This window comes from Streptomyces sp. NPDC018964 (genome assembly GCF_044390325.1).
Classification (GTDB): Bacteria; Actinomycetota; Actinomycetes; order Streptomycetales; family Streptomycetaceae; genus Streptomyces.
The window spans coordinates 51,695-75,569 of the sequence record NZ_JBIRYZ010000035.1 but is presented as its reverse complement, the minus strand read 5'-3'; the positions used below and the strand labels follow the sequence as shown (position 1 = coordinate 75,569).

Annotated in this window: 6 protein-coding genes and 1 pseudogene; all 7 read right to left on the bottom strand. The window is 70.3% G+C overall.

All coding sequences use genetic code 11. From position 1 onward, the window contains the following. Positions 1–242, bottom strand: a pseudogene (locus ACH5AO_RS35205) (alpha/beta hydrolase); the annotation flags it as partial. An 885-nt stretch (positions 243–1,127) separates the two neighbouring features. Then, positions 1,128–2,549: a DUF6461 domain-containing protein gene (locus ACH5AO_RS35200; RefSeq protein WP_398931924.1), complete on the bottom strand. Its 1,422-nt coding sequence runs from the start codon at positions 2,547–2,549 to the stop codon at positions 1,128–1,130. A gap of 164 nt (positions 2,550–2,713) precedes the next feature. Then, positions 2,714–10,729 carry a hypothetical protein gene (locus ACH5AO_RS35195; protein WP_398931923.1) on the bottom strand — a complete coding sequence of 2,672 codons (8,016 nt, stop codon included), beginning with the start codon at positions 10,727–10,729 and terminating at the stop codon, positions 2,714–2,716. A gap of 871 nt (positions 10,730–11,600) precedes the next feature. After that, a complete protein-coding gene (locus tag ACH5AO_RS35190; protein ID WP_398931921.1) occupies positions 11,601–13,784 on the bottom strand; it encodes a TOMM precursor leader peptide-binding protein in 2,184 nt (727 codons plus the stop codon). A gap of 702 nt (positions 13,785–14,486) precedes the next feature. Beyond that, positions 14,487–15,065, bottom strand: coding sequence for a sigma-70 family RNA polymerase sigma factor (locus tag ACH5AO_RS35185; protein ID WP_398931919.1), 579 nt, complete (start codon positions 15,063–15,065; stop codon positions 14,487–14,489). An 824-nt stretch (positions 15,066–15,889) separates the two neighbouring features. Further along, positions 15,890–16,639, bottom strand: a complete 750-nt coding sequence (locus tag ACH5AO_RS35180) for an MBL fold metallo-hydrolase (RefSeq protein WP_398931917.1) — start codon at positions 16,637–16,639, stop codon at positions 15,890–15,892. 186 nt (positions 16,640–16,825) lie between these two features. Then, positions 16,826–23,671, bottom strand: a complete 6,846-nt coding sequence (locus ACH5AO_RS35175; protein WP_398931914.1) for a hypothetical protein — start codon at positions 23,669–23,671, stop codon at positions 16,826–16,828. Between the last annotated feature and the right edge of the window lie 204 nt (positions 23,672–23,875).

Sequence of the window (23,875 nt, the reverse complement as noted above, 5' to 3'; positions counted from 1 at the left end):
ATGACCGGATAGCCCTCGCGCTGGAGGTTCTTGATCACGCCGTTCCAGCTCGAGGAGTCCGCGAACGCGCCGTGCACCAGGACGATCGTCGGCTTCCCGGCAGCCGGGCGGGGGTGGTGGGCCGTGCCGGTGGCGGCGGCGGGGTTGGTGGCGAGGAAGGCGGCCGCTGCGACGGCACCCGCGACGCCGGTGGCGATGACGGCGCGCCTGGAGAGGGAGCGGCGTCGTGCGGTGCTGTTCATGGTGGATCTCCTTCTGGGTACGGGATGTGCTTCGCACGGTGGTCCGGTGAGCCGGACCACCGTGCGTCCAGGCCATGCCGGCTCGATGCCGTGGTGCGTCGTGGGGCCATGCCGAGCAGGTCATCGGTACGGCCGTGAGCAGCACGATGTGCAATATATTGCATGCTTCATGATGGAAGTGTCAAGGATCCGTCACCGCGCTCGCTCCGGCTGCGGGTGCCCCGTGCCGGGCTCACGGTCTCGATCACGCGAGAGGCCATGCGAAGGGAACCTGTGCCGGGTGTCCGCCGGTGCGGCGTCATCGTGCGATGTGCGGGGGCGGTGGCCTCCGCCTTCACCCCTCGCGAGCCCGCGGCCACCGCGGGGTCGGCTCCGGACCGTGCCCTCGGCTCCATGGAGGCCCCGCGCGGCCGAGCGCGCACCCGCCCGGTCCGGCGTTCCGGCCAGTCGGCCGCGTTCCCGATCCGAAGGGTGAGGCAGCCGTATCCAGGAGTGGCCGGAGCGGATGCGGCGAACACGACCTCATGGCACTTCGGCCGCGGGACCACCCGCGTCTCGCTGGACTCGGCGACCGCGGTGATCAAGAGGCCCTTCGTCTCTCACCCCGGACCGGCCGGCCCACCCGTTCGACCGGGGCCCTTACGGGCTCCCGAGCCGTACCCGGCCGATGCCCCGGGCTTGTGCGGATGTCTCCCGGCATCCGCGCGAAAGAAAGGGGGTGAGGTCACGGCCGGAACGCCACGGTCGATCCGGCGCGAGACCATCGGCACCGTGGGTACGTCCCGCGGACGACGTCCGAGCCCTCCGCATCGGCTCCCCGCCGGCGGACGGATCGTCCGGACCGCCGTGCGGACGAGACCGTGCCACGCGCTCCGCGGAGGTCCGTTACCAGGTACCGAACACGGCACCCAGGTGCGTACCCAGGAAGTGTCCGGTTCCAGGAGTCACGCCGGCGATCAGGCAGGCGACCTCGACGGGAGGCGGAAGGAAATCGCCGTCGTCCTCGCGGCGGTACACGCCCAGCCCCGTCTTCCGCATGAAGGGCGTCATCGCCTCCGGATCCGTGCCCTCGAGGGCGGGCGCGCCCCGTTCCAGCAGATCCGTCTCGTCGTCGCGGTACACAGCGACCGGTTCGCCGTTCCGGTACCAGGCGAGAAGGCATTCACCGTCGAACCCCGCGTGGTGGACGACGGCCTGGGTCCGTTCGGAGAGGTCCCGCGCACGCTCCATGCCCTCGACCCCGCACGGCTCGATCAGCATGACCCAGTCGTCGACGGGCACTGCCAGCGCACACCTGACCGGATCGCCGCCATCGCTGGAAAAAGCCGCCGAGACGAGGTCGCCGTACGTCATCGGCCGTACGGTGGCGGGCTGGGCGCCCAGCCGTAGCAGCGCCTCCCGCGCATCGACGCGTTCCACCCATGTGATCGTGCTGGGTCCGGACAGATCCAGCAGGTCGAACCAGTCCCTTGCCACACCGCTGCCGGCCGGGCGCACCGGCTTGGCCTTCTCCCGCGCTTCCCGGCGTGCGTACCGCCGTCGGAGCCCGGCGAGCCGCGCCTCCTCCTCGGCGGTCCGGCTGTCGAAGAGCTCGTTGCCCTCCTCGTCCAGGAGCACGATGTCGCCCACGTCGCGGACGACCACCGCGGAAATCGTGAACGACATCGGGTCCAGCAGAAAGCGGCCCGTCCATCTCTGGAGAACCGTGGAGTCGGTGCCCGCACGCAGTACACCGTCCTCTCCGAGGGTGATCGCCGCACCGGGCTGTCCTGCCGTCCGCGCCCACACGTGCCGGCTCCCGTCCTCCGTGTCGGACGGCGTATGCAGCAGGGTCCGGCCCGCCGGTGTGTGAGTCAGCGTGTACCGCCCGTCCGCGGACACGATCGAATCCGCGAGGACCTCGCCCCGCCGCAGCCGGTCACCGCCCGCCGGCCGGTAGCCGGCCAGGACGTCCGCGTCGAGGGGGTCATGGCTCCACCGTACGGTGCCGTCGGGGTCCACCAGGACCAGACGTCCGTCGTCCCGGACCTGCGCGGCGGTCACCCGCCGGTCGACTTCTCCCGACGACCACACCCGAGCCCCCTGAGGCCCCTGCAGCGCCAGAAAGCCCTCATGAAGAAGGGTCAGCCTTCCCGCCGCGGGCATCGGCTCGCCCATCCGCCAGACGTCACGCATTCCACGGTTGTCGCGCAGCGCGATCGTCCCGTCCCGGCGGTGTTCCAGTGCGTATGCGCCGCCGGGTGAGACCAGGGACTGCAAGGACAGGGACTCTCCGGCACGGAGTGTGGCCTTTTCCCCGGTTCCCATGGCAACTCCCGCTCGCGGAACAACGTTTCGTGTTGTGGGGCAGGCACCGCCGCCACCGCTCCTCACTCTGCCACAGTGGGCCAGGAGCTCCGACCGGTCCGTTCGGAAGGCTGCCGTGGGCATCGCCCGCGCCTGCGCGGGACCACGCCGGCCGGGACCACCTCCTATACGACGCCGGACAGGTCGCTGCCATAGGTGAGCCCGCAGAAACCCGGCTCGCCCCCGCCGGGTTCCCGCGCCGCGCCGATCAGCCTCGACCGCGGGTCGAGGTCGATCGACACCACCCTGCCCGGTGCGGACCGCGGTGCCCGCACCGGGCTGAACGCGCTGTGCGTGAACCAGCGGACGGTGCCTTCGTAATTGACGGCCCACAGCTGGTCGTCGGGCAGCACACCCATGACGAGCGACCGGGCGCCGTCTCCTGCCCGCAGCAGGAGCTGCTCCAGCCGTGCCACCTCCTCGGGCACCGGTCCCTCCCATACGCGTTTCGCGCGCGCGTACCGCGCGTGCTCACCGGCCGGAGCGGCGGGCGCTTCCTCCGCCGCGGTGGCCGTCCGGACAGCGGCCGGCGCATCGGGCTCCAGGTGCCGGCCGCGGTACTGCCCGAGCAGGGTCTCGGCTGTGGTGATCAGTTGCCGCACGATCCGCCGGCGGGACTCGTTCCTCGTGCCCGCCGCGTAGGCCCGCGCCCGGTCGACGAGCGTGCCGAGCACCTCGGCCCGTCGCACGGCATCGTGCGCGTCCGTCCGCCCGTACTCGTTCAGCAACCGGTCGAGCTCCGTTATCCGTGAGAGCGACCGCAACGCGGTTCCCTCACTGGTGAGTTCCAGGAAGGTCGCGGGGTCCAGGAGACCGGGCGGGGAGTCCTCCAGCCGGTACCGCAGCGGATCGAGGCGGACCTGCGGCGTCCCGTCGTCCCTCTCGCCGGTCTTCACGGTCTTCGGCGGCACCACGGGCCCGTACAGCTCGTCCGGCGAACCCGCCCTGTCCCTCCCCGTGCCGTGGACCTCGTGAGGAACGCGGTGGGCCGCTTCCCCGCCCGACACGGTGTGCGGCGGCCGCTCGCCGGCCTCCGTACGAGGCGGGGTCAGGACCGTGTCCGGGCCCGGCGCGTCCTCGCCCGCTTCCGCGGCGGTCACCCTCGCGGGCTGTTCGGGCCGCTTGCCCTCCCGGATCTCCCTCCTGCGCTCCCGGTCGGCCGGGCTCACGGGTTCCTCGGGCTCGGCCTCCGCGGGGACGCCGGACCAGGTGCTCCGCGGGACCGCCGCCAGATAGGTGTCCTTCTGCCGGTAGACAGTCACCTGCCCGCGCGGACCGCGGGCGTCCGGGTCCGCCCACGGATACGACCGGTGGGAGCCGTCCTCGTGGACCACGGTGAGGTCGACGCGAAGGTGCCGCGCGGTCAGGGCCGCGGCCAGATCCGCCGTCTCCTCGTTCCACCGGCGTGCCGTTCTCAGGTTCAGCCGGACCAGGTCGAGCCGTTGCGCCGTGGTGAGGCGGACGCGCACCCGCTCCGGCAGCGGACCTCCGCCTCCGGAGGTCTCCCGGAAGAGGGCCGCGGTGTCCGTCCGCGGGAAGTCGCGGCGGGAACCGAGTACGCGCTGCAGCTCCGCGGGCCGGAAGACGGCCTGTGGGTCGAGCGGGGTGCGGGCGGGAAGGTGCGGGCTGCGGGACACCATCGACGCCAGCTGGTCCGAGGCGCCGACGACACGGTTGTTCCTGGCCCGGACGACGGCCGCGTAGAAGCCGTTGCCGTCCGACTCGGTCCGGTGGAGGTCGAGGACCCGGCTTCGCCCGGTGGGACCGTACTCCGTCAGGGTGCGGTGGTCCGCCCCGGCGTCGTAGTACCGGGACGGCCGGCCCGCTTCGGCCGGCCGCTGCCACGGCGGCCGGACGTGCGCCGGCCGCACGGGGGCGCTCCTCGGCTCCGGCGCGGGGGCCCCGCCTTCCGCGCTCCGCTTCCGCGCGGCTTCCTTCCCCGGCGCCCGCGACTGTCCGAAGGTCACCTCCGGCGGTTCCGCCGTGCCGCCCAGCAGCAGTCGTCCGTCCTCGGTGGCGGCCAGCCGGTGCCAGCGGGTGAGCCGGTCGGCGCCCTCCCGCACCCGCGCGTACTCCTCCGCGGCCGCTTCCGCGCGGGCCGACCGGACCCGCAGCTCGGCGACGAGGGAGTTCAGTTCGGCCCGCGCGGCGTCCAGGGCGGCGCGCGCCGAGGAAGCCCGCTCCGCCCTGGTCAGGACGGCCTCCGCCTCCTCCCTCCGCCGGTCCCCCGCCTCGTCCCACGCGGTGCCGGCGGCGTCCCGCTCCTCCCGGAGCACGCGCAGGGCGTCCCGGGCCGCCGCGACGTCCGGCGTCCCCTCCCCGGCCTCCGCCTCCGCCAGGGCGGACTCGGCTGCCTCCACATCGGCCTGCAGCTGGGCTCCCCGGCCCCGCCGCAGATCCCAGTACTCCTTGTCGGCCGCGGTCCACGCCTTGTCGGCCCGGGTCACCTCGTCCCAGGCCCTGGCCACCGCCGGCGGGAATCCGATGTCGTCGACGAGGCCGAGACGGCGCGCGACGTCCTCGCGTACCCAGGCGAGGACGGTCGTCCTCGTCTCCACCACCAGCGGCTCTCGTCGCGGGTTCCCGAAGACGCTCCGGAACGCCCTGCCCACGCCGCTGTCCTTCACGTGGTGGCGGACCTCGGCGACGCTCAGCCACGTCGTGGGAATGGCGAACAGGAAGGTTCTGGCCTGGTCGGGCTTGGCGTTGACCGCGCCGAGCAGGGCGCTCGACATGTCCGTCCCGGCGGAGTCGCCCTCCTGGGCGCCGGCCCCGGTGCCCATCTGGTTCGTTCCGGTGCTCGCCGTGGACGTGGTCGGCCCGGCCGCGAGCACCTGCTCCGACACCCCGCCGTAGGAGGCGTGCGCGCCGCCGCTCCGCGTGTTCCGCCGGGACGCCTCGAACCGGAGTCCGTCCGCCACGGTCAGGAGCTGCGCGCCGGAGAAGTCCGGCTCGGAGTGGAGCGTGAGGGTGGCGTCGGCACCGTCGAGGACGCCCCGGTGACGCACACCGGCCACCTGGTAGCCGCCCGGTGCGAGTGTCCGGTCGAAGAACGCCGTGAGCATCCCGTTCGACGTCCCGTCCTCCAGGCTCTGGGCCGCGCCGGTACCGGATCGGGTCAGCGGGGTGTTCCCGGCCCGCGCGAGCGTGTCCTCGGTGATCTCGCCGCCCACGGGCAGCGGCAACGACGTGTCGTAGGAGGCGCCCAGCGCGGCCGTGTTGGCCGCGTGGAGCCGGTCCAGACCGATGATCCGGCGGACGGCGAAGCCCTCCGGGGGCAGGACGAACCGCCGGGCCTGCCCGTCGGCGCCACGGCCCGCGGCGTGGTTCCGGGCGCCGGCCCGTGGAAGCCGCGCTACGTCGATGCGGCGTGGCGCGCCGTACGTCCGCGGCACGGCCGGCGCGAGGGGGTCCTCCCGTGGATCCGTCGCGTCCCCCGCCGGGGGGTCCGGCCGCATCAGGCTCAGGGGGAAGTGCTCGACGAGCCGTCCCGCGTCGGCCTCGGCCGACACGGTCAGCCGCCGCCGGCCGGCGAGCGCCCGCCCCAGCCGCCGGGCCTGCCCGACAAGGCGGTCGGTCCGGCCCCGAGGCGGATCCGCCGGCCCGGTGTCGGTGATGTCCAGGGTCAGACGGAGCATGTACCGGGTGGCGTACTCGCCGTGTGCCTGGGTGGTGATGACGGTCGTACCGTGAACCGTTCCCTCGCTCCGGGACTGCGCGACCGTGCGCAGCGTGGAGCCCGTATGGACGTAGGTCGGCCCGGCGGCCTTCACCGGGTCGGCGTGGACGTGCGCTCCCTCGGAGACCGCGATGCCGAGCATGGCCCCGGCGGTCCGTGCCCTGGCCGCCCCCGTGCTCTCCGCCGCGTGAAGGCCCTCCCACAGCTCCACGCTGTGGCCCAGGCCGCGGAACCGCCCGGCGTCCTCGGTGACCGGGATCAGTTCCCCGCGGATCCGCATCCGGCGGGTGCCGACCCAGGCCTGAACCGTCTGCGAGCCCCAGCGGCCGATACGCCCCGGCATCGAGGCCCCCGAGCCGGTCATCTCCTTGCCGATCGTGCGCACGACCCGGTCCGACACCAGCCGTCGCAGCTGGTCCCGGTCCTCCGCCGGCAGCCCCAGGGGAAGCAGTCGCTCCTCGAACGCGCGCAGCGCGGCGGTCGTGTCGAGCGAGTTGACGGGCCAGCCGCCGAACGGGTGCTCCCGAAGCCACGGCAGGGGAGACCAGGAACGCCCGGTGTACAGGGGCACGGGTCCGAAGCCGTCCTTCAGCAGCCCGAGCCGGTGGGCGCTCTTCTCCGGGAGGTGGCCGGCCCAGCCGTGTTCGACCTCGATCCGCCGGCCCGCGGCACCGGCCATGGAGCGCGGTACGCGTGACCAGCCGGAGGCCCGTTCGCCGATCCGGCTGGAGACGGCCGCCACCTCATGCGTGACGGAGGCCGAGACCAGGACATGACGCCCCATGTCCTTCCGGATGGTCTCCGTCAGTGCGGACCGGGAGACCGACACCGCCTCGGTCGCGTCCCGCTGGTACGGACTGGCGACGGCGGTGTAGACGCCGGTGCCGCCGTCACCCGTCTGATGGGAGGCCAGATAGCCCGCCTGGCCGCCGAGGAAGAGATGGGACGTCCTGGTCTGCCGGCTGGTCACCTGGGTGACGCCGCCGAGAAGGACCTCGCCCTCGATCCTCACCGCCTTCGTCCGGGCCGTCAGGTCGTCCCCGAGGGAAGTCCGGTGCGCCAGCGCCGTGGTCCGGTCGAGATAGGGCGACTGGGTCCACACCGAGGGCATCCGCCACCCCCTGGGGGCGGAGCTCTGGTCGAAGTTCGCCGTCAGGCTCGTGCTGTCGAAGAGGCTCGTCACCGCCCGGTGCCCCACCGCGCCCGGCACCGTCAGGGCCCACGAGCCGTCCGAGGCGTCCGAGAGCACCTGCTCCACCGCGGCCCGCACCTGTGCGTCAGCGGTGACGGAGACCGTCTGGAAGGGATGCTCGGACAGGACCGACGGCGTGCGGCGGGTGACGTCCCGCAGGAACCGCGGAGACATCAGGACCAGGTCACGGGCCTCGGAGGGCTCGATGACCTGCACGGGCCGGGGGTTCGGGGGTGTGACCGCCGGGGCCGCCGGCGTGTGTTCGACGGGCACGCCGAGCAGGACCCTTCCCACTCCGGGCGCGTCCCCGTCCGCCGTACCGTCCGGTTCCGGCGCGAGGAGTGTGGCCGGCGTCGCCCTGTGGACGAACATCCCGGTGCTCAGCGCGTTCAGGGACAGCACACCCCGCATCCACCGGCGGGGCCGCCAGAAACCGCCTGTCCCGGCGCGCAGAACGAGTGCGTAGCTGTACAGGTGGGCCCCGCCGGTACCGGCCGACGTGGATTCGTGCGTGGCCGTGTGTCCGTAGCCGGTCTCGGACTCCTTGCGGCCTCCCGCCCGTGCGCCCACGGACCATGTGCCCGCGTGCTGCGGACGGCCGATGCCGTCGACCGCGGTGCTGCGCAGGGAGACCACGGCTTCGAGACCGCCCTGTATTCCGCGCGCGCCGGTCTGCCGGCCCGTCAGGTTCTCGCCGCCCGGGGCGCTGCGGCGCAGCCGCAGGTCCTGATGCGTCCCCTCGTACCGTCTCCCGCTCAAGGCCGCGTCCACCCATACGTGCCGGTATCCCTCTGAGAAGGGACCGGAGTCGAGGAGGTCGAACCGCAGGCCGGTGGTCGTCATCGTCTCCAGCGCGGAGGCCATGCTCTGGTGCGAGAGACTGTTGAGCACTTCCAGGGTGTTGTTCACCACGGTCTCGAAGTGGCCTCTGTCCCGCCACCGGGGATCATCGGGATTGAGCTCGTGAAGGGGGGCGACCAGGCCGGGATGGGCCCTGCCGATCTGCCGCAGCACGGAGTCCGCGAAGTGCTGCGCGAACGTGACGGTGCGGCCGTCGATCTCCCGGGTGGGGCTGCCGTCGGCGAAGGTGAATTCCTCCACCCGGCTCATGCCCAGCGTCGGTGGGTCATCGGCTGCCAGCCACGGCGGAGCCGCGGGTTCCGGCCCTTGCGCGGCCACGGTGTCCTCCCCGGCCAGACGGCGGGCCTCGGTACCGGTCAGCCGCTCCAGCGACCAGGTCCGGAAGGTCTCGCTGCGTGGTGGCGCGCTCCACTTGTGCGGGGGGTTCTTCCGCAGCATCCCCTGCTGCCCCTCGTCACCGCGCGGCTCGGGCGGAGCCGCTCTCCGGCCGGGCGGTGCGGTGACGGTGACCTTCTGCCGCACCAGGTACAGGCCCGTCGCCACGTCCTTGGCCTGACCGGCCGTCTTGACGCCTCCGGTGCCGCCGAAGAAGGAGCCGTGACCGCGTGAGGCACCGGCGCGGACGTTGAGCCCCGCCAGGACACGCACGTCCAGTTCCCCGCCTTCGACACCGAACAGATGTCCCCCGGGACCCACCGTGGCACCGGCCTCCACGCCGAGGGAACTGCCCAGGTACCGCTCGTTGTGGGCGGTCGACTGTGCGGTGTCCCTCAGTTCCATGGCGGTGCTCTCGCCGACGAGGACCGCGTCCTCGACTTCGACGACCACGGAGAAGACGCCGAGCGGGTCACTCCCCGAGGGGCCGCGGAACAGCAGCGGGGTGAGCACCCGCCCCTGCTTCAGCATGCGGCTCATCCGGTGGAAGCTCTCGGTGGAGAAGAAGTCGTGGATCCGCACCGCGGCGCTGTCGCCCTCCTTCACCCGGGCCTGCCGCAGGACCCAGTCCCGGATGTGCGCCACGGGCCCATGGGCCTCGGTGTTCGCCATCCGCACCCGGGACCGGGGGCCGAGCGTCAGGCGCCGGGGCAGGGAGTCCTCGAGCGGTACGGGCAGGGTGAGGTCGTCGGCGAGCCGCACCAGCAGTCCGTCGCGCACGGCGAAACCGAAGGCCGCCGGCCGCAGGGCCGTCCCGTCGGCCCGCGCGGGCCTCCCGCCCAGGTCGACGGGGCGGCGTGAGGTGTCCGTCACCGAGAACCCGTACCAGACGTCGTCCAGGTGTGCCCGCGAGGTGCCGGCGCTGCGGGTCTCCGTCTGGTTCATCACCTGGTTCTGCAGGGAGTAGCGCGCCTGCTTGCCGACGGAAGCCTGGACGAACACCCGGCCCCAGACGGAGAAGGCATTCCTGAGGGGGCCCAGCGGAACCGTGGGAGCCAGGGCCAGGGATGTGCTGTTCACCCGGATTCCGCCGCTGGTGACCGCGGAGCGCTGCATCGACTCGATCTTGACGGGCTTCTCGTGGCCGAACGCGAAGCGTTCCCACTGCCCGTAGGCGCGCGCCGTGACGGCCAGGACCCTCGTCCTCCCGTCCGCCGTCCGGTACGGGAACTCACGGCCGTCGGCGAAGAAGCTCCCCGGGCTGGATTCGAGCCCGTGCCTCACCATGTCCAGCAGGCCGAACCCGTCGTTCTCGGCCGCCGGGCGCGTCGCGGCCGATTCGTCGAGCCTCAGGGCGAGTTCCGCGAGGACCAGGGAGACGCCCCGCAGGGTGTGGCTGCCGTGGCCCAGGGCGAAGGAGCGGTTCACCACCTGCGGCGGCAGGCCGGTCAGCCGCGCACCGACTTCTCCGCTCATGTAGGGGGGCAACCGCGCGGAATCGGTGAACCGCACCGGGCCTTGGACGGTCGGTGCCGCGGGCAGGCCGCGGTCCAGCCGGGGCGGCCTGCGGTCGTCCAGGTCCCCTTCGATCGCCCCCGGACGGGATGCGATGTCCCGGTGCGGGGGCGCGGCCGCGAGGGGGCGGTCCTCCGGAACCGGGGCCGGTCCGGATGCTTTTCCGTCGGGCGCCGCCTTTGAGGTGGATGCCGATGCGGCCGTGTCACCGCGGGTGTCCCTGACCGCGTGCCCGCGCGCGCCCGCCCTCAGGCCGGGTCCTGCTCCGGTCCCGAACACATCACGGAGCCGCAGCGACAGTTTCCGGGCCGGGTGGCCGGGGCTGTCCGGATCGATCCCGGAACCATCGAGGTGGATGCGTTCGGCGATCAGGCCGACCATCTTCTCGTGCAATTGCGCGTACCGGTATTCCGCCGAACCCGCCTCACGGATGATGGCGGGCGGCTGATGGGTCTCGTCGACGATGCCGGCCGCCCGTACGAGCAGATCCTGCCGCTCCTTCGGTTCGAGGGCGTCCATCGTCTTCTCGGCGCGTGCGAAGATTTCCCCCCAGGGCCCGGGGACGTCTCCGGAATTCTCCGGAAGGGTGGCCGCCGGGTTCCGGTCCTCGACGGGGCCGTGTCCCGCTCGCGCGGACCCCACCGCGTCACGTGCTTCTTCGTGCCCGGGAAGGACATCCCCGCCGTCCGCCCTGCGCACTGGTCCGGCCGGTGACCTTTCCGCGTCCAGTCGCTGGAAGTAGGCCGTCAGCGCAGCCAGTCGACGGAGTGGATCAGCAAGCCTTTTGACGTCGCGCTCCACTTCCCGCGGAACAGCGAAACACACCGTACCGGCGGGGGAATCGACGCTGCCCATAGCATTCCCATCATGTGAACAGCCCCAGGGAAAGGAGGCCGGGCACCAGGCGCGGCAACGTCAATATATACACCCGCTTTTATCGCCCGAAAATCCAGGTAAATTTCACTGGGAATTCAACTCGCATTATGAACTTGTTCGCGCATTGGGCAGAGGGCGTGGCGCGGTCATCCGCATATCGGCGGACGGGGGACGGGGGACGGTATCCGGAGCTGTCGGCGCGGGCGGGAATGCCGTCGCCCGGACCCCGTGCCGCCGGCGCGGCCGAGGTCCTGGCGGATCTTCCGCGGAGTCCGTATCAGCTCCCACGGCCGCCGGAGCCGTCCCCGCCCCGGAAGGGAAACGCCGGGAGCGCTCAGCGCCTCCCGGACGGCCCGTCGGCGTCGCGCGGCGCCGGTCGCGGTGAGCACCTGCCGCGCCCCGGGCCGGAGCGCGGACGCCGGGCTCCGAACCGGCCCCCCGTGCAGAGGATCCGGGAGGGCGCCGTGGGCTCATCGGCGGGCGGGGGACACGACGGTCGCGCACCCGGACACGGTCACAGGAACATGGCGACCGGATTGAGATCGGCTTCCGGTGTCGGCGTTGCCGACCACCCCAGTGAGACGGGGACGTCGTACAGCCTTCCCGGGGCGAACTGCGGCCAGAAGCTTCGCAGTCCCGGCACCATGACCTTGACGACGGGCAGTCCTATGTCCGGGCGCGTCTGGTCCAGGACCAGCATCTCCATCCCGCGTTCCTCGACGAGGCGGCGGGCCCGCCGGAGGTCGCCCGACAGGTCGTACGTACCGGCGGCCCGGCGGTGCGGTCCTGTCAGGAGGGGTGACCGGCCGTCCGGCGCGAGGTAGGGCTGGTTCTCCAGGGTCGCGGTGCGCCACCAGTGGGTGTCCGGGCCCTCCTGGTCCTGGTGGGGGCCGGAGCGGAACTCGATCAACTGGGCGAGGAACTGGTTCATTTCCGTCAGTGCCCGGGAGACGGCCAGGGCCGGATCGAAGTGCGCGCCGAAGCCGAAGAGGATGTCCTCGCTCCCGCCTCCGGTGCGGCGCGACACCGCGGCGACGACGGGGATGCCCAGGTCGGACGTCAGGTCCAGGACCCATACGTCCCGGCCCTGTGCCGTGTAGGTGTCCTGCCAGCGCTCCAGGTAAGGGTGGTTCACGTCGTCGAGGCGGACCGCCGGGCGGCGAACGCGGTTGTACCACCACAGGGCGACGCTGTCGCGCTCGACCAGTTCGAGAAAGCCCTGGAGAACCGCGTCCTCCAGGCTGGCCCCCGCCGCGTTGCCGCTGGAGTGGGCCAGGGCGTGAACGGGCCCGGGCGGGGTGGGAAAGCGGTAGTACAGATAGGCGCTGGGCACGTACTTGAGCCGGTTCCCGGTCAATGACCACACCGGTGTCCAGGACACTTCCTGCGTGTCGTCGAGGGGGTCGGGCACCCAGCCGAAGCCGGTTCCCCGCCGGCGCCATTCCTCTCGCCGCCGGAACTGCCCGTCGCTGAAGTGCTGCAAGGTGTCGAGACGGACGGCGTCGTCGCCCAGCGCGCGGGTGGAAGCCGTCAGACACGCCTCGTCCCCTTGCCAGACGCCGCAGTAGCGTTCGACGGCTTCACCGAGAGCGCTCGCCCGGGCCTGCATGTCGGACATCCCCTTTCCGGCGCTCTCGGTGCGCAGCACCCGCCGTACGGGGGCGGAACCCGGTGGCCGGCTCACCGCGAAGTTGTGCCCGGCACGGTAGACGTGCAGCAGGTCGGAACGCGTCTCCAGTCTGGTCAGCTCTGTGACCACCCCGGTGATCGGGCTCACCAGGTGTCCGTAGGCGCGCAGCAGGTGATCGGGGCCGCTGGCCCGGTATCCGCCGTCGGTGTCCGGCGCGGTGACTCGGTCGCGCAGTTCCACGGGCCGGTGGGCCCGAGCCGCCATCATGGCCGGATCACCGCAGGTGGGACACTGCGGGCGGCGGGTCACGTGGTGTCTGCCGGTATCCAGCGTCAGGGCGTCGAAGCTGAGCAGCGTGGGCGTCCGGTCTCTCAGTCCGGCGATCCACTGGGCGGCCCGGAGGACCGTCAGCCGTGCGGCCAGGCCGGTCGCCGTGGCGGATCCGATGCCGCCTCCCCGCGCCGCATGCTGTTCCACGGCCCCCGCGGCCGACCGGGGATCGGCCTCCCGGTGACTTCTCAGCCGCTGCGTCAGGCAGTGCCAGCATCCTTCGCCGCCGGGCTCCATGACGGGGGAGATCCATGCCGACGCCCCGGTCAGCCGGGCGACCATCCACGCGGTGGAGTCCTTGACGGCAGCGGCATGGAGGGCCGTGAGCCGCGGATCCAGGAAATCATCGGCCGTCACGATACGGAGAACCTCTTCTCCGTCCCCAGCGCCCATGAGCAGCCCCTGTTCCCGCGCGGCGTGGGTGAGGGCCGCCATGTCGGGCCCGGCCCCGCCGACGGACATCAGGCGGACCGCTCGGCTTCGCATGGCGTCGCCGACCGCTTCCGGGTCCAGTCCCGCCAGTTCCCACAGACCGCTGTCGTGATCCTCGTGGTCCGTCGCGCGCTCCACCACCAGCCCCGCGGCCAGAAGCCGGTCCAGGGCGCGGTCGATCACCGCCGCGGGGAAGGAGGTGCCCAGTGCCTTGTGCAGAGCCGCACGGGTCGCACCGCGGCGGAGCAGCGGAGCCATGTTTTCGCTGATCGGGCCACGCAGCAGGGTGTGGCGGTCCCGGGACACGAGGCGGACTCCTGTTCCCGGGTGGACCGCCATGTGCACGTGCCGGGGAAACCGCAGAATATGAGCATCCATGACAACGAGCTTCCTTTTACCGGCCTCAGGTGCGGGCTTACGGGGAGGCCGCGAGCCCGCACCTGCCGGCTGCTGGATTTACCAGGGGGGTATAACGCAGTAAGCGCGCTCGGTACGCCCGCCGAGCTCCTCGATCACGAGGTCTTCCTCGGTGATCTCTTCGACATCGATGTCATTCTGCATGATATGCCTCCGTTCCTCTGGAAAGGACAAAGTCGAATGTAGCCCTTCCGTACTCGAGGAACACCGATGGACGGCGGTGAGGAAAGTAACTGTTTTGGTCGCGCCGGCGGTGAACCGGAACGGATTTCCCGCCGACGGTGGAGCCGGACGGGTCGGGCCCGGAGGGGAAGGGCGATGCGGACGGCGCGAACGCTCCGCCCGACGTCGGACGGAACACATTCATTTCCGGCCGGAGCGGGCGGAACGCCGTCAATACCGTGACGGTCACCGACGGGGACGGCCGGATTCCGTCCGGCGGCCCGGCCGGATCCGGGAGTCGCACGGGCGTCACCCATATCAGCCGGCCGGGGCCGGTGGGCCGCCGTCGCGCTCAGCGGGTGCACCGGCCCGACGGCGGATCCCGGTGCCACCGGTCCCGGGCCCTCTCCTCGCGGCCGGCCCCGGACGTCACACCTTCGCTCCGACACCCTCGGACGCCAGGGACATGGAGGGACCGAGATTGTGCTCCTCCAGGACAAGGCGCAGGGCACGGAGCCCGTAGAAGCGCCGCGACTTCACCGTCCCCTTGGGTATGTCGAGGTCCAGGGCGACCTCTTCGTCGGTCTTCTGGAGGAAGTAGGTGCGGTAGATCACCTCTCGATGTGTCGGAGACAGGGACCGGACAGCGACCTTGACGGTCATCGACGTCAGGACGACGTCGTCCGAGCCGGTCTCGGCCAGATCGGCAAGGCTCTTCTGGTCGATCTCGATCTCGGTCGGCCGGTTCCTGTTCCTGCGGTGCGCGTCCATCACCAGATTGCGAGCCACGGTGAAAAGCCATGGCCTGAGCATGTCGCGATCGGCGGTGCCGTATTTCAGCCAGCACCGCAGCAGGGTCTCCTGGACGATGTCCTCCGCATGGTGCACGTCTCCCCCGAGAAGACGCGAAACGAAGGTGAAGAGCGTGGGCAAGGACTCCTGGCATCCAGCAAGAAGGGACCGCTCCGACTCGTCGTCTCCCGTGGAACCTATAACGGGCCAGGACATCTCTTTTTCCTTCCGCTGAAGAATAGTTCCGGGGCCGCTCGGAGATTCCCTCGAGTGGTGGGGAAGCCTCCACGGCCTCAGCCACGCGACGGACGAACGGGTGGCCCCGGTGGCGCCCGTCCGGCTGACCGTCTCGGTGCCCGGGCCCCGACAGCGGACCTGCCCCCTTGCCGGCGTCAACGCGCGAGACCCACGAGGAGGCCCGACGGCCTCCTCCTCGCGCCTTCGGAACTCCTCATCGACCTCGGTGGCAACTGTGCTCAACCCCGTTGGGCCATCGGATTGGCGCAGGATTGACGTTCGATGGACGCGAACCGCGGCCGGCTTCCCACCCCGGGGGCGGGGAACCGGCCGCTTCATTCGACGTCGCCACTCCGGGGTGCGGGAACGGCAGCGGGGGATGTCGGTGCGGGAGGACGACAGCGGCCTTCGGCCGGCGTGGGCGCCACCAGGTCTTCAGCGAATGGACGTGGTCTGTCGGGGACTTCGGGGGCACCTTCCGTTCGGGAGAGGACGGTTCGGGACATACCCGTCAGTCGGCCGACGGGGCCGGGCGGAGCACACATCGCATACGTGCGGGGACCGCCGCCCACGACACGAGCGGGCTCGTGTCAGAGGCCGCGCGCCGAGCACCCCACACCGGGCTGAGCGCTGCCCTGTGTTCACCTGCGGGTGCGCAGCCGCAGATACGGCGTCCCGCTCCGCGCTCGCCCGCCGCGAGGACGCCGTTCCGCCGCGGATCGCGGAAGGGCCCTCGACGGTGCCGGCCCCGTCCGGGAAGCGGGACCGTCGCCACACCGCGTACCGGGGCGTGGCGACGTACGTCAGGCCCGGTCACGGGCGAGCCGGGCGGCCTCCTCGATGGGACCGCGGTGCACGGGGCCGTGACCGGGCAGGAGGGTGTCGCCCTCGAACCGGCCGATGATGTCGAGGGAGGCTCGAGCACGCTCCCGGTCGTGGTCGAACATGGCCGGGAGCAGTTGGGGTCCGCGCCTTCGTGTGGTGGGGTGCCCGCTGACCAGCGCGTCCCCGGACACCAGTATTCCCGCCCCGGGAAGGGCGTAGGCGCAATGTCCCCCGGTATGGCCCGGCGTATGAAGCGGCACGGGACGACCGGGCAGGTCGAGTGGTTCCGCCGGGTGAGGGAAGGGGACGGGCTCGGTGACGCGTGAGTCCTTCAGGCCGCCCGCCCTGATGCTGTGTACGGCCCACGGGGCGACGCCCGGACGCCAGATGTTGCGCAGCACACGGCCCACTCCGACCTGGTGAAGAAACTCGCGACGGGCGTGGGGTACCTCGGCCTCGTGTGCGTGAACGGGCGTGCCATAGGTACGGCTGAGATATTCGGCATTCCCGATGTGATCGTTGTGCGCGTGGGTGACGAGGACGGCTGAGACCGACCCCGGAGTGTGTCCGAGGCGTTCCAGGGACGCGAAGAGCAGATCCCGGTCACCCGGGTAGCCACAATCGACAAGGGTGACGGATTCCCCCTCGCTGAGTACCACCCAGTTCGTATTGCTGCCATGGACGAGGTGTACGCCGTCGGCCACCTGGACAAGGATGTCATCCCACATTTTTTCGCACACTCTCGAAGAAGAAACGGCGCCCGGGGCGCCCCGTTGGTCCGATCAGGAAAATTTCGCCGGCGACGACGGAAGGAGGGAGGGAGGGACGTCGGCCGGCCGCCCGTCCGGTCCGTCTGCCGGACGGGCCGGACGACACGAAACGGATGCTGCCGCGCGGTACGCGAACGCATCACGTCACAGACCACGCCGTCTGATTTCCCTCACATGACCCCCCATGTCCTGACCGGGCGTAACCGAGCAGAAATTGGCCGCGTTGAAGTTTTTCGCTTCGTCACTCAGGGCCAGTAGTTCTTTCGGGGGATTGATCAGGTTGGCGCTCGAATCCAGATCGAGGGATGCCACCTTCTCCCATGAGGAGTCCGGAGTATAGGGCGTCCACGTGACACTCTTTCCGAGGACGTTGATCGCCCACGTATACACTACATCGTCTTCCTTCTCGCCCATGACAAGCGCCCGGGATCCGGCCTCGTGCTCCAGAAGCTTCGTCTGCAGGTATTTCACCTCGTCGGCCACGGACCCTTGCCACTCGCGCTGGCCGAGGGCGATCCGGTTTCGAATACGGCTTCTGCTGCGGGCCCCGTCCGGCGTCCGCGAGGGCGGCAACTGGGTACGCCGCTCCATCTCGTTCACGCCGCCGGAATTCGTGGCCGTATCCCGCGACGCGACGGCCCCGGCGCCGTCCCGCACCCCGATCAGCCCGTCGTCCTGTCCCAGACGGCCGCCGGAGAGCTCGACCCGGTCCCGGAAGGTACGCGACTCCCCCGCCTCGAGCCGGCCCGGCGGAACACCCAGGACAGAGGCCGCGACGTTCTCCGCCAGAACTCGCCGGCTCATGTCGTCGATGAGTGTCCCGTGCCGGCTCACCACACGGTCGAGCGCCTTCTTGAACTCTTCCTGCCCAACGATCGGCTGGTCCAGTTCGTTCAGAAGCAGATTGACCGAGTAGAGGACTTCGTCCTCGGCGTGGACAGAATCACGGGACACGGCCGATGCATGCCGCGGGGTGGTTTCCGAGGAATCCGTCACGTCATTGATGAACTCGTCTCCCGCACTGAAAACGGTCTGCCAGCCGCTGTCGGGGGAAAGCGTTCCCGTCACCTTCGCGCTGACCAGCTCGTCCAGCATGCGGTCGATCTCCGCCAGGAGGCTGCGCATCTCCAGAGCGGTGGGCGGGGCGACGGCAGGACCGGCAGGTGTGATCGCCATCGCGCCGGTCTCCGTCACCTCGGTCGCCACCGCGCCGGTCTCCGTCACGCCGGTCGCCGCGGTCGGAGTCTCCACAGGAGTGACCCGGAGGGTTCCGTACCGCCTGCCCAGATCCCGGGAGAGCTTGGCCGCGGCGGCGTCGCCCTCGCGGTGCAGGACGTCGGCCACCATGGTGGCGAACTGCTCGAGAAGCCGTATCTGCTCGAGTTGATCCGGAGTGAACCCCTCGCCTGTCATCAACGGACGCTGGTGGTCGAACGCCACCCGGTACATCGCCCAGTTCATGACGCGCCCGTATTCCTCCGCGGGCACCTTCCTTCCGTCCGTGAGCCTGCTGTTGGCCGACATGTAGCGCGCCATGTCCTCGGAGGTGAGGCCGGCCTGCTCGCCCTTTCCGTCAGCCCATGTCCACGTCCCCTGCTCCACCATCGCCTTGACGAGGCGATGGGGCGAGGCGATCCACAGGGACGCCGGCGAGTGCCCGATCGCCGCGGACACAAAGCGCTCAGCGAACACAACGCAGTTGTACTTCAGGATGTTGTACTTGTTCTCCGCGTTCTCCATCGCATACCGGTACCCGTCGAACAGCTGGGCCGCTGAAATGGAGTAGGTACCCAGAACACGGACCCTCGGGTCCAGGGCATACCCGGCGTCATCTCTGATCGCGCCCTGCTCGTTCCACATTCCTTCCGTCGGATAGAAGCCGATCGTCAGGGGTTTCTCGGTTCCGGGCAGCCAGACGGTCACTGCCGCATGCCCCACATCCCGGGACTCCGCCCAGGACCGGCCTCCCGGATTCGCGATGATACCCACTTCGATATTTTCACGGGGATCCTCGAACGCCGACTCCAGATGCTCGCGCAGCGGCCGGACCATCTCGATGAACTGCGTCATTTCCTGCAGTTCCAGCAGTGTCCCGAAGGGCAGAGAGCGCAACGACCCATAGGTTATGCCCAGGCTCCGGGACTGTTTCACAGCCTCCTCCTCGCCATGCTTCAGGAACGTCGATGCAAGCATCGAACCGAACTTGTTCAGCATGTTGAAGCGGTACTGCTGCTCTTCTGTGGGTTCGTTCTGAATCAAAGGGCGCTGGTGGTCGAAAGCCACACGGTGCTCTGCCCATATCTGCGCATCAGCGACACTGTACGGAGAGGTTGAATCAGGATTGATGGACTCCTGCTTCAAATGCTGGACCGCCAGCCGGTACTCATTTCGATGCGCTTTGTTCAGCTCGTCACTGAAGGAAAGTCTGTCGGCCCAGTCCCACGATCCCTGGAGCGCCTCGACGAGCTGACGCGGAGTCTTGACGCTTCCAGTCAGCGCTGGATCCTGAACCGCAGCACGGACGAATCCGGTGACAAATTCGACGCCTTCGAACCGCCGGGGGTCGGAAATTTCCTCGGCACGCCGCATCGCCCACTTGTACGATTCCAGCAGCTGCTGCGCGGTGACGCGGTGAACGCTGAGTACCCGGACCTGCCGATCAAGCACATAGTCTTTCCGGGTGTTGATCAGATTCTGCCCGTCTCCCATGCCGGGAGGGTGGAAACCCAAGGTCAAAGGGGCCCGGTGGCCCGGCAGCCAGACGGCCACCGCAGCGTGTCCAGGAGTCCTCGTCCGGGCATCGCCCGGGCCGGCGACCACAGCCAGTTCGATGTCGGCGGTTTCCTGGCCCGCCGCGCGCTGAATGTGATCCTGGAGCGGCTTCAGCAGCGCGATGAAGTGCATCATTCCGTCCATGGCGCTCTCTATTCCTTCATAAGAGGCGTCATGTTCCAGGAACCCAGCCGCAGTGGGCGTGAGGACGCCGTCCTCATCTTCCTCGAAAACAGATCGAAGTATTTCCTCCTCGTGGAAGGGCCTGTCCAGGCTGTCGGCGCCGCCCGCGGAAACCATGTCGTCGTGGAATCCCGCGTGCCCGAACGGCGACGCTTCGGAATCCTGACGGTCCCAAGGCGTGCGGCTCTGCCCCGCGACGGCCGTTCCCTCCGTCACGGCTTCCGGGAGTGCGATGTCCTCGGCCACGTCGGCGAAGGCAGCCGAGCCGCCCTTCACGACGAGTCCGTCGGTGGCCGCCGTGTCGAACACCCGGCGCAACCACTCCGAGACAAGCACCGCGTTCCGCTCGGCCGCCTCTCCTTCGCTGTGCCTGTCCAGGTACAGCTGGTAGGCGACGACCGATCTGATGTTCTCGAGGAGCTCCTCGTCCTCCGTCCTCGGGCCGGAAATGTTCATGGGCAGCGCCCGGTGGCGTCCGTCCATCAGGCCCTGGGCCGCCGCGTGGTAGTCCAGCAGGGCTTTCTCGCCGGCCTTCTGGAAGGCTCTCTCGGCCCTCTCGAGAAGGACCTGGAACACCTCCTCGCCGGCCGCCGCACGCTCGCCCTCTCCACCGGTGCGCTCCAGATCCCGCGGCACCGACACCACGGTCTCCCCGTGGACCAGGTGGACCGCGCCGTCGTCGATGAAGCCCTGGGCGTTCCGGCCGAAGAGGGATCCGTGGCCCAGGAGGGAGTCTCCGCTCTCGTCCTCCCCGAACCGCTCCGCGCCGACAGTCCCGTGGCCGGACTCCTCGACGTCCTCTGTCCGCCCCATGAGGTCCGGTTCGTCCTGCCCCGACCGGTCGTCGGCGAGCTGACGCTGCCGCACCGTGTCCGCGAGCGTCTCGACGGGGGTCTCGTGGGGTGCCCGCGTCTGCGGTCCGTCCTCCGCCGGCAGGTCGCGCAGCGTCGCAGCGCCGGATTCGGACCGGACGTCGTCGTCCAAGTGCTGCCCGGCGTCGGGGACGGGCTCGTGCCGGCTCAGCACGTACGCTGCCACGAGGCCGTTCCACTGCTCCTCCGGAAGCCGCCGGAAGTCGTCTCCGAACACTGCGAGGAGTTCCTGGTGAGCCTGCCTGACTTCGTCGTGCCCGGGAAAGACACCACTGTGCTGCAGCACGATCGAGCTCACGGCACGCACGGTGCTGGAGGCGCCGTCGTGCAGGACGTGGCCGAGCTCGACAGCCTGCAGGTCGAGCGGCAGGTCGGTGTAGCCGGAGGAGTGACGCTCCAGGAGCCCCTGATAAGCGTGGTCGATCTCCTCGGGGCTGAAGGAGTACTCGGAGTGGGACCTCAGCCAGTCGCGCACGGCGCTGGGCACGTCCGTCGCCCTCGGTTCGGAGCGCAGCTGATCACGACGGGACGGCAGCACCACGGAGTTCTGCTCCTCGGAGCGGGCCGCCGCGGTGTGCTCCCTCCTGAACCCGGGCGCGCCGGAGGACGTGGCGGTGTCACCGTTCGCCGTGACCTGCAGCTGCTGTGCCTCGCTCGGCGTCCGCAGTTCGGCGTCGGAGGAGGTCCTGTCCCGCCGCGGCTCGCCGTTGCCCTCGGCGGACGCCGATCTCGGAGCGCCGTTCTCCTCCAGCGCCTGTGGCGCCGGCACGTCCCCGTCGGTCGCCGTACCGAGGTCGGCGGGTTCGTTCCGGACCGTACGGCTCTCGCCGACCACGGGCAGGGGATCGTCGTCCGTGGGGGAGCCGGCCGCACGGTCGCGCCTGGTCGGGAACTCGATGTGGTCTTCCCGCAGTTCACCGAGCCGGGACTGGAATCCGTCCTCGAACGCGGACTCGTGCGCGAGCCAGGTCTCCGTCTTGTGCCCTGCCGGGGCGAACAACTCGTCGTACTTGTGCACCCGTTCGGTGCGGAAGTCGTTGCCCAGCCGGCTGATCGTGTCCTCGTTGAGCCGGAACGCCTCGGGGCTGTCGGGATGGCGCAGGATCCCATGGAAGTCGTGTGCCGCGTCGGCGACCACGTTCTGCAGTTCCACCTCGTGCCGGACGGTGCGCGGAAGCGCCGCGCGCACATCGCTCTGCTGTCCGGCCCACCCGGCCTCGATGTCCGCCGAAGCGGTACGGCCCTCGTCCATCGAGGTGGTGTAGTGGTTGCGCGCGTGTTCGCGCACCGTGTCGAGGTATTCCCCCAGGACACGCTCCCGTCCCGTCCCGCCGAGGCCGGCGAGCCCGTCCTCGCCCGGACGCGACAGACGGCTCTCCGCGTAGGCGGTCTCCTCGGACAGTTTCGACTGGATGAACCGCTCCCGCGTGATACGTCCGGGAAGGTCCTCGATGGCGCGATCCGTCGCCAGGTCCCACTGCTCATGAGCGTCCTTGGCGGGGTTCTTCCCGAATATCCGGTCGTGGGCGGCCCGCAGGTCGCGCTGAAATTCCCCGCGTATGCGCGTCACGAATTCCGCACCGAGTGCGTCGCGTCCGCCGTTACCGGCCGACTGCCACGCGACGATGTCGTCGAACCTCTCCTTCGTCATCGCCTCGATGCGGAGCTCTCGGACCGTGATCGCCTCGAGATCGTCGTACAGTCCGCTCCTGAGCCCGTCCAGCTGACGACGCGCGTCCGGAGGCAGCGCGGTCGCATTCTGGTCGTTGAGATAACCGCTGAAAATGTCGTTGAGCTTCTCCACCTTCTGGATGAAGAACGTCTCCAGAGGATTGAAATCGAGTGTTTTGTCCCGGAAGTAGTCCACTGGGCCTTCGGCTCGCCCCTCGGACGTGAAAAACACTTCGATACCGTCTTCGCCCGGCCCTCCCGGAATCTTTACCGGCCCTTCTTCCTCGGCAGCCGGAATTCCGTACGGCTTGGAGTCGTCCCGTACGAAGGCATCGAGCTTGGAGTCGTAGACGTAGTCCCGCGGTATCGAATCGAAATCCGGGAGAGCACGCCTGTATTCGAGCTCCGCGCCACCGGAACGAAATTCCGAAACTTCCGCCTTGAAGTTCGAGGCCAGGATTTCGACCTGACGGGAACGCTCAAGGTATTTGTGTGCGTTCCTTTCCGCTCCCTGGACGATGCTGTCGAATGCCTCCGCGGAGACGAAACCCTTCGTTTCCACTTCGTTCCGGAACGCCTGGGTGATGTCCTTGCGCCAGGTCCACTTGGCGTGGCTCACCTCGCGGCCGCCGAACTTCAGGTCGACGACCCCGAGTTCGTCGCCCGCCACATACCTCTCGAAGCCCTTTCGCCACGCGTCGTCGAGCTTCGGACCGAGTGCTTCGAGCCGGGCCTCCGCATCGACGACCAGTTCGTCGCGCCTGGCCTGAGCCTGGGTGAAGTCGCTCCACTCCTCGAACGCCTTCGTGGAGCCGTCGGAGCCGAGGCCGGAGGAGTCCTGCGTGTGATGGCTCGAGGTGTCGCTCGCGTCGCCGTCCCGGGAAACCGGCATGTGCGCGTCGTCGGCCGTCCGGCGGCCGCCGCTGTGCACCGGCCCGTCGGAGGATTCCTGAGCGCGAACCGCCCCGTCTGCCGGCCGGGAGCCGGTGTGGGCCGTGACGGACCCGATGTCGTGCTGCCTGTTGGGCGGCTGGTGGTCCGCGGAGAACTCCACGAGCCGGTCCGCCTGCCCCCGGACTCCGGAGGTCTCCGGTTCCGCGGACGTCTGCGAGCGCCCGACCGGGCCGTCCGACACCGGGGTTCCCTCGCCGGAGTCATGAGGACGTGTCCGGTTTTCCGGCCTGCCGCTGCCCCGGTTCACGGTGCCCGTGTCCACGCTTGCCTCGCGCACGTGGTCGGGCCCACGCGTGGATGCGGGCCTTCCGGTGCCGCCGTCCGCCACGCCACCGCGTTCCGCCACAGCCTGAGGGCTGTTGTGCGGGGCCTGGCCGGAAGGATGCGCGACCGAGCCGCCGACGCTGGTCCCGCCGTGGGGCAGGGCACCACGTGAGGTCCCTGTGCTCGACGCGACGGCCTCCCCCACACCTTCCGGCCGCGGCGTCGGCGTGGAGACCGGCGGCGCCTCGTTCGCCCCGGAACGGCCCATGGCCACCCCGCGGCTGTCCCCCGTCGCGACATCCCGGGACACAGCGGGGGCATGCGTTCCCTCACGCGCGCTCTGCGGCGCGTTGAGGAACGTGTCCGACGCCCGGGACACGGGAGTGACGTCGCCCCCCTCCCGGACCGGCGGCGCCTGCCCGGCACGGCCGCCCGCGAACTGGCCGCCCGACGCCTCCACCCCCGCGTTCTCACGAAC

Excerpts from the sequence above, each read along its gene's own strand:
- ACH5AO_RS35185 (WP_398931919.1), bottom strand. The coding sequence starts at position 15,065 with ATGTCCTGGCCCGTTATAGGTTCCACGGGAGACGACGAGTCGGAGCGG.
- ACH5AO_RS35195 (WP_398931923.1), bottom strand. The coding sequence starts at position 10,729 with ATGGACGCCCTCGAACCGAAGGAGCGGCAGGATCTGCTCGTACGGGCG.
- ACH5AO_RS35180 (WP_398931917.1), bottom strand. The coding sequence starts at position 16,639 with ATGTGGGATGACATCCTTGTCCAGGTGGCCGACGGCGTACACCTCGTC.
- ACH5AO_RS35200 (WP_398931924.1), bottom strand. The coding sequence starts at position 2,549 with ATGGGAACCGGGGAAAAGGCCACACTCCGTGCCGGAGAGTCCCTGTCC.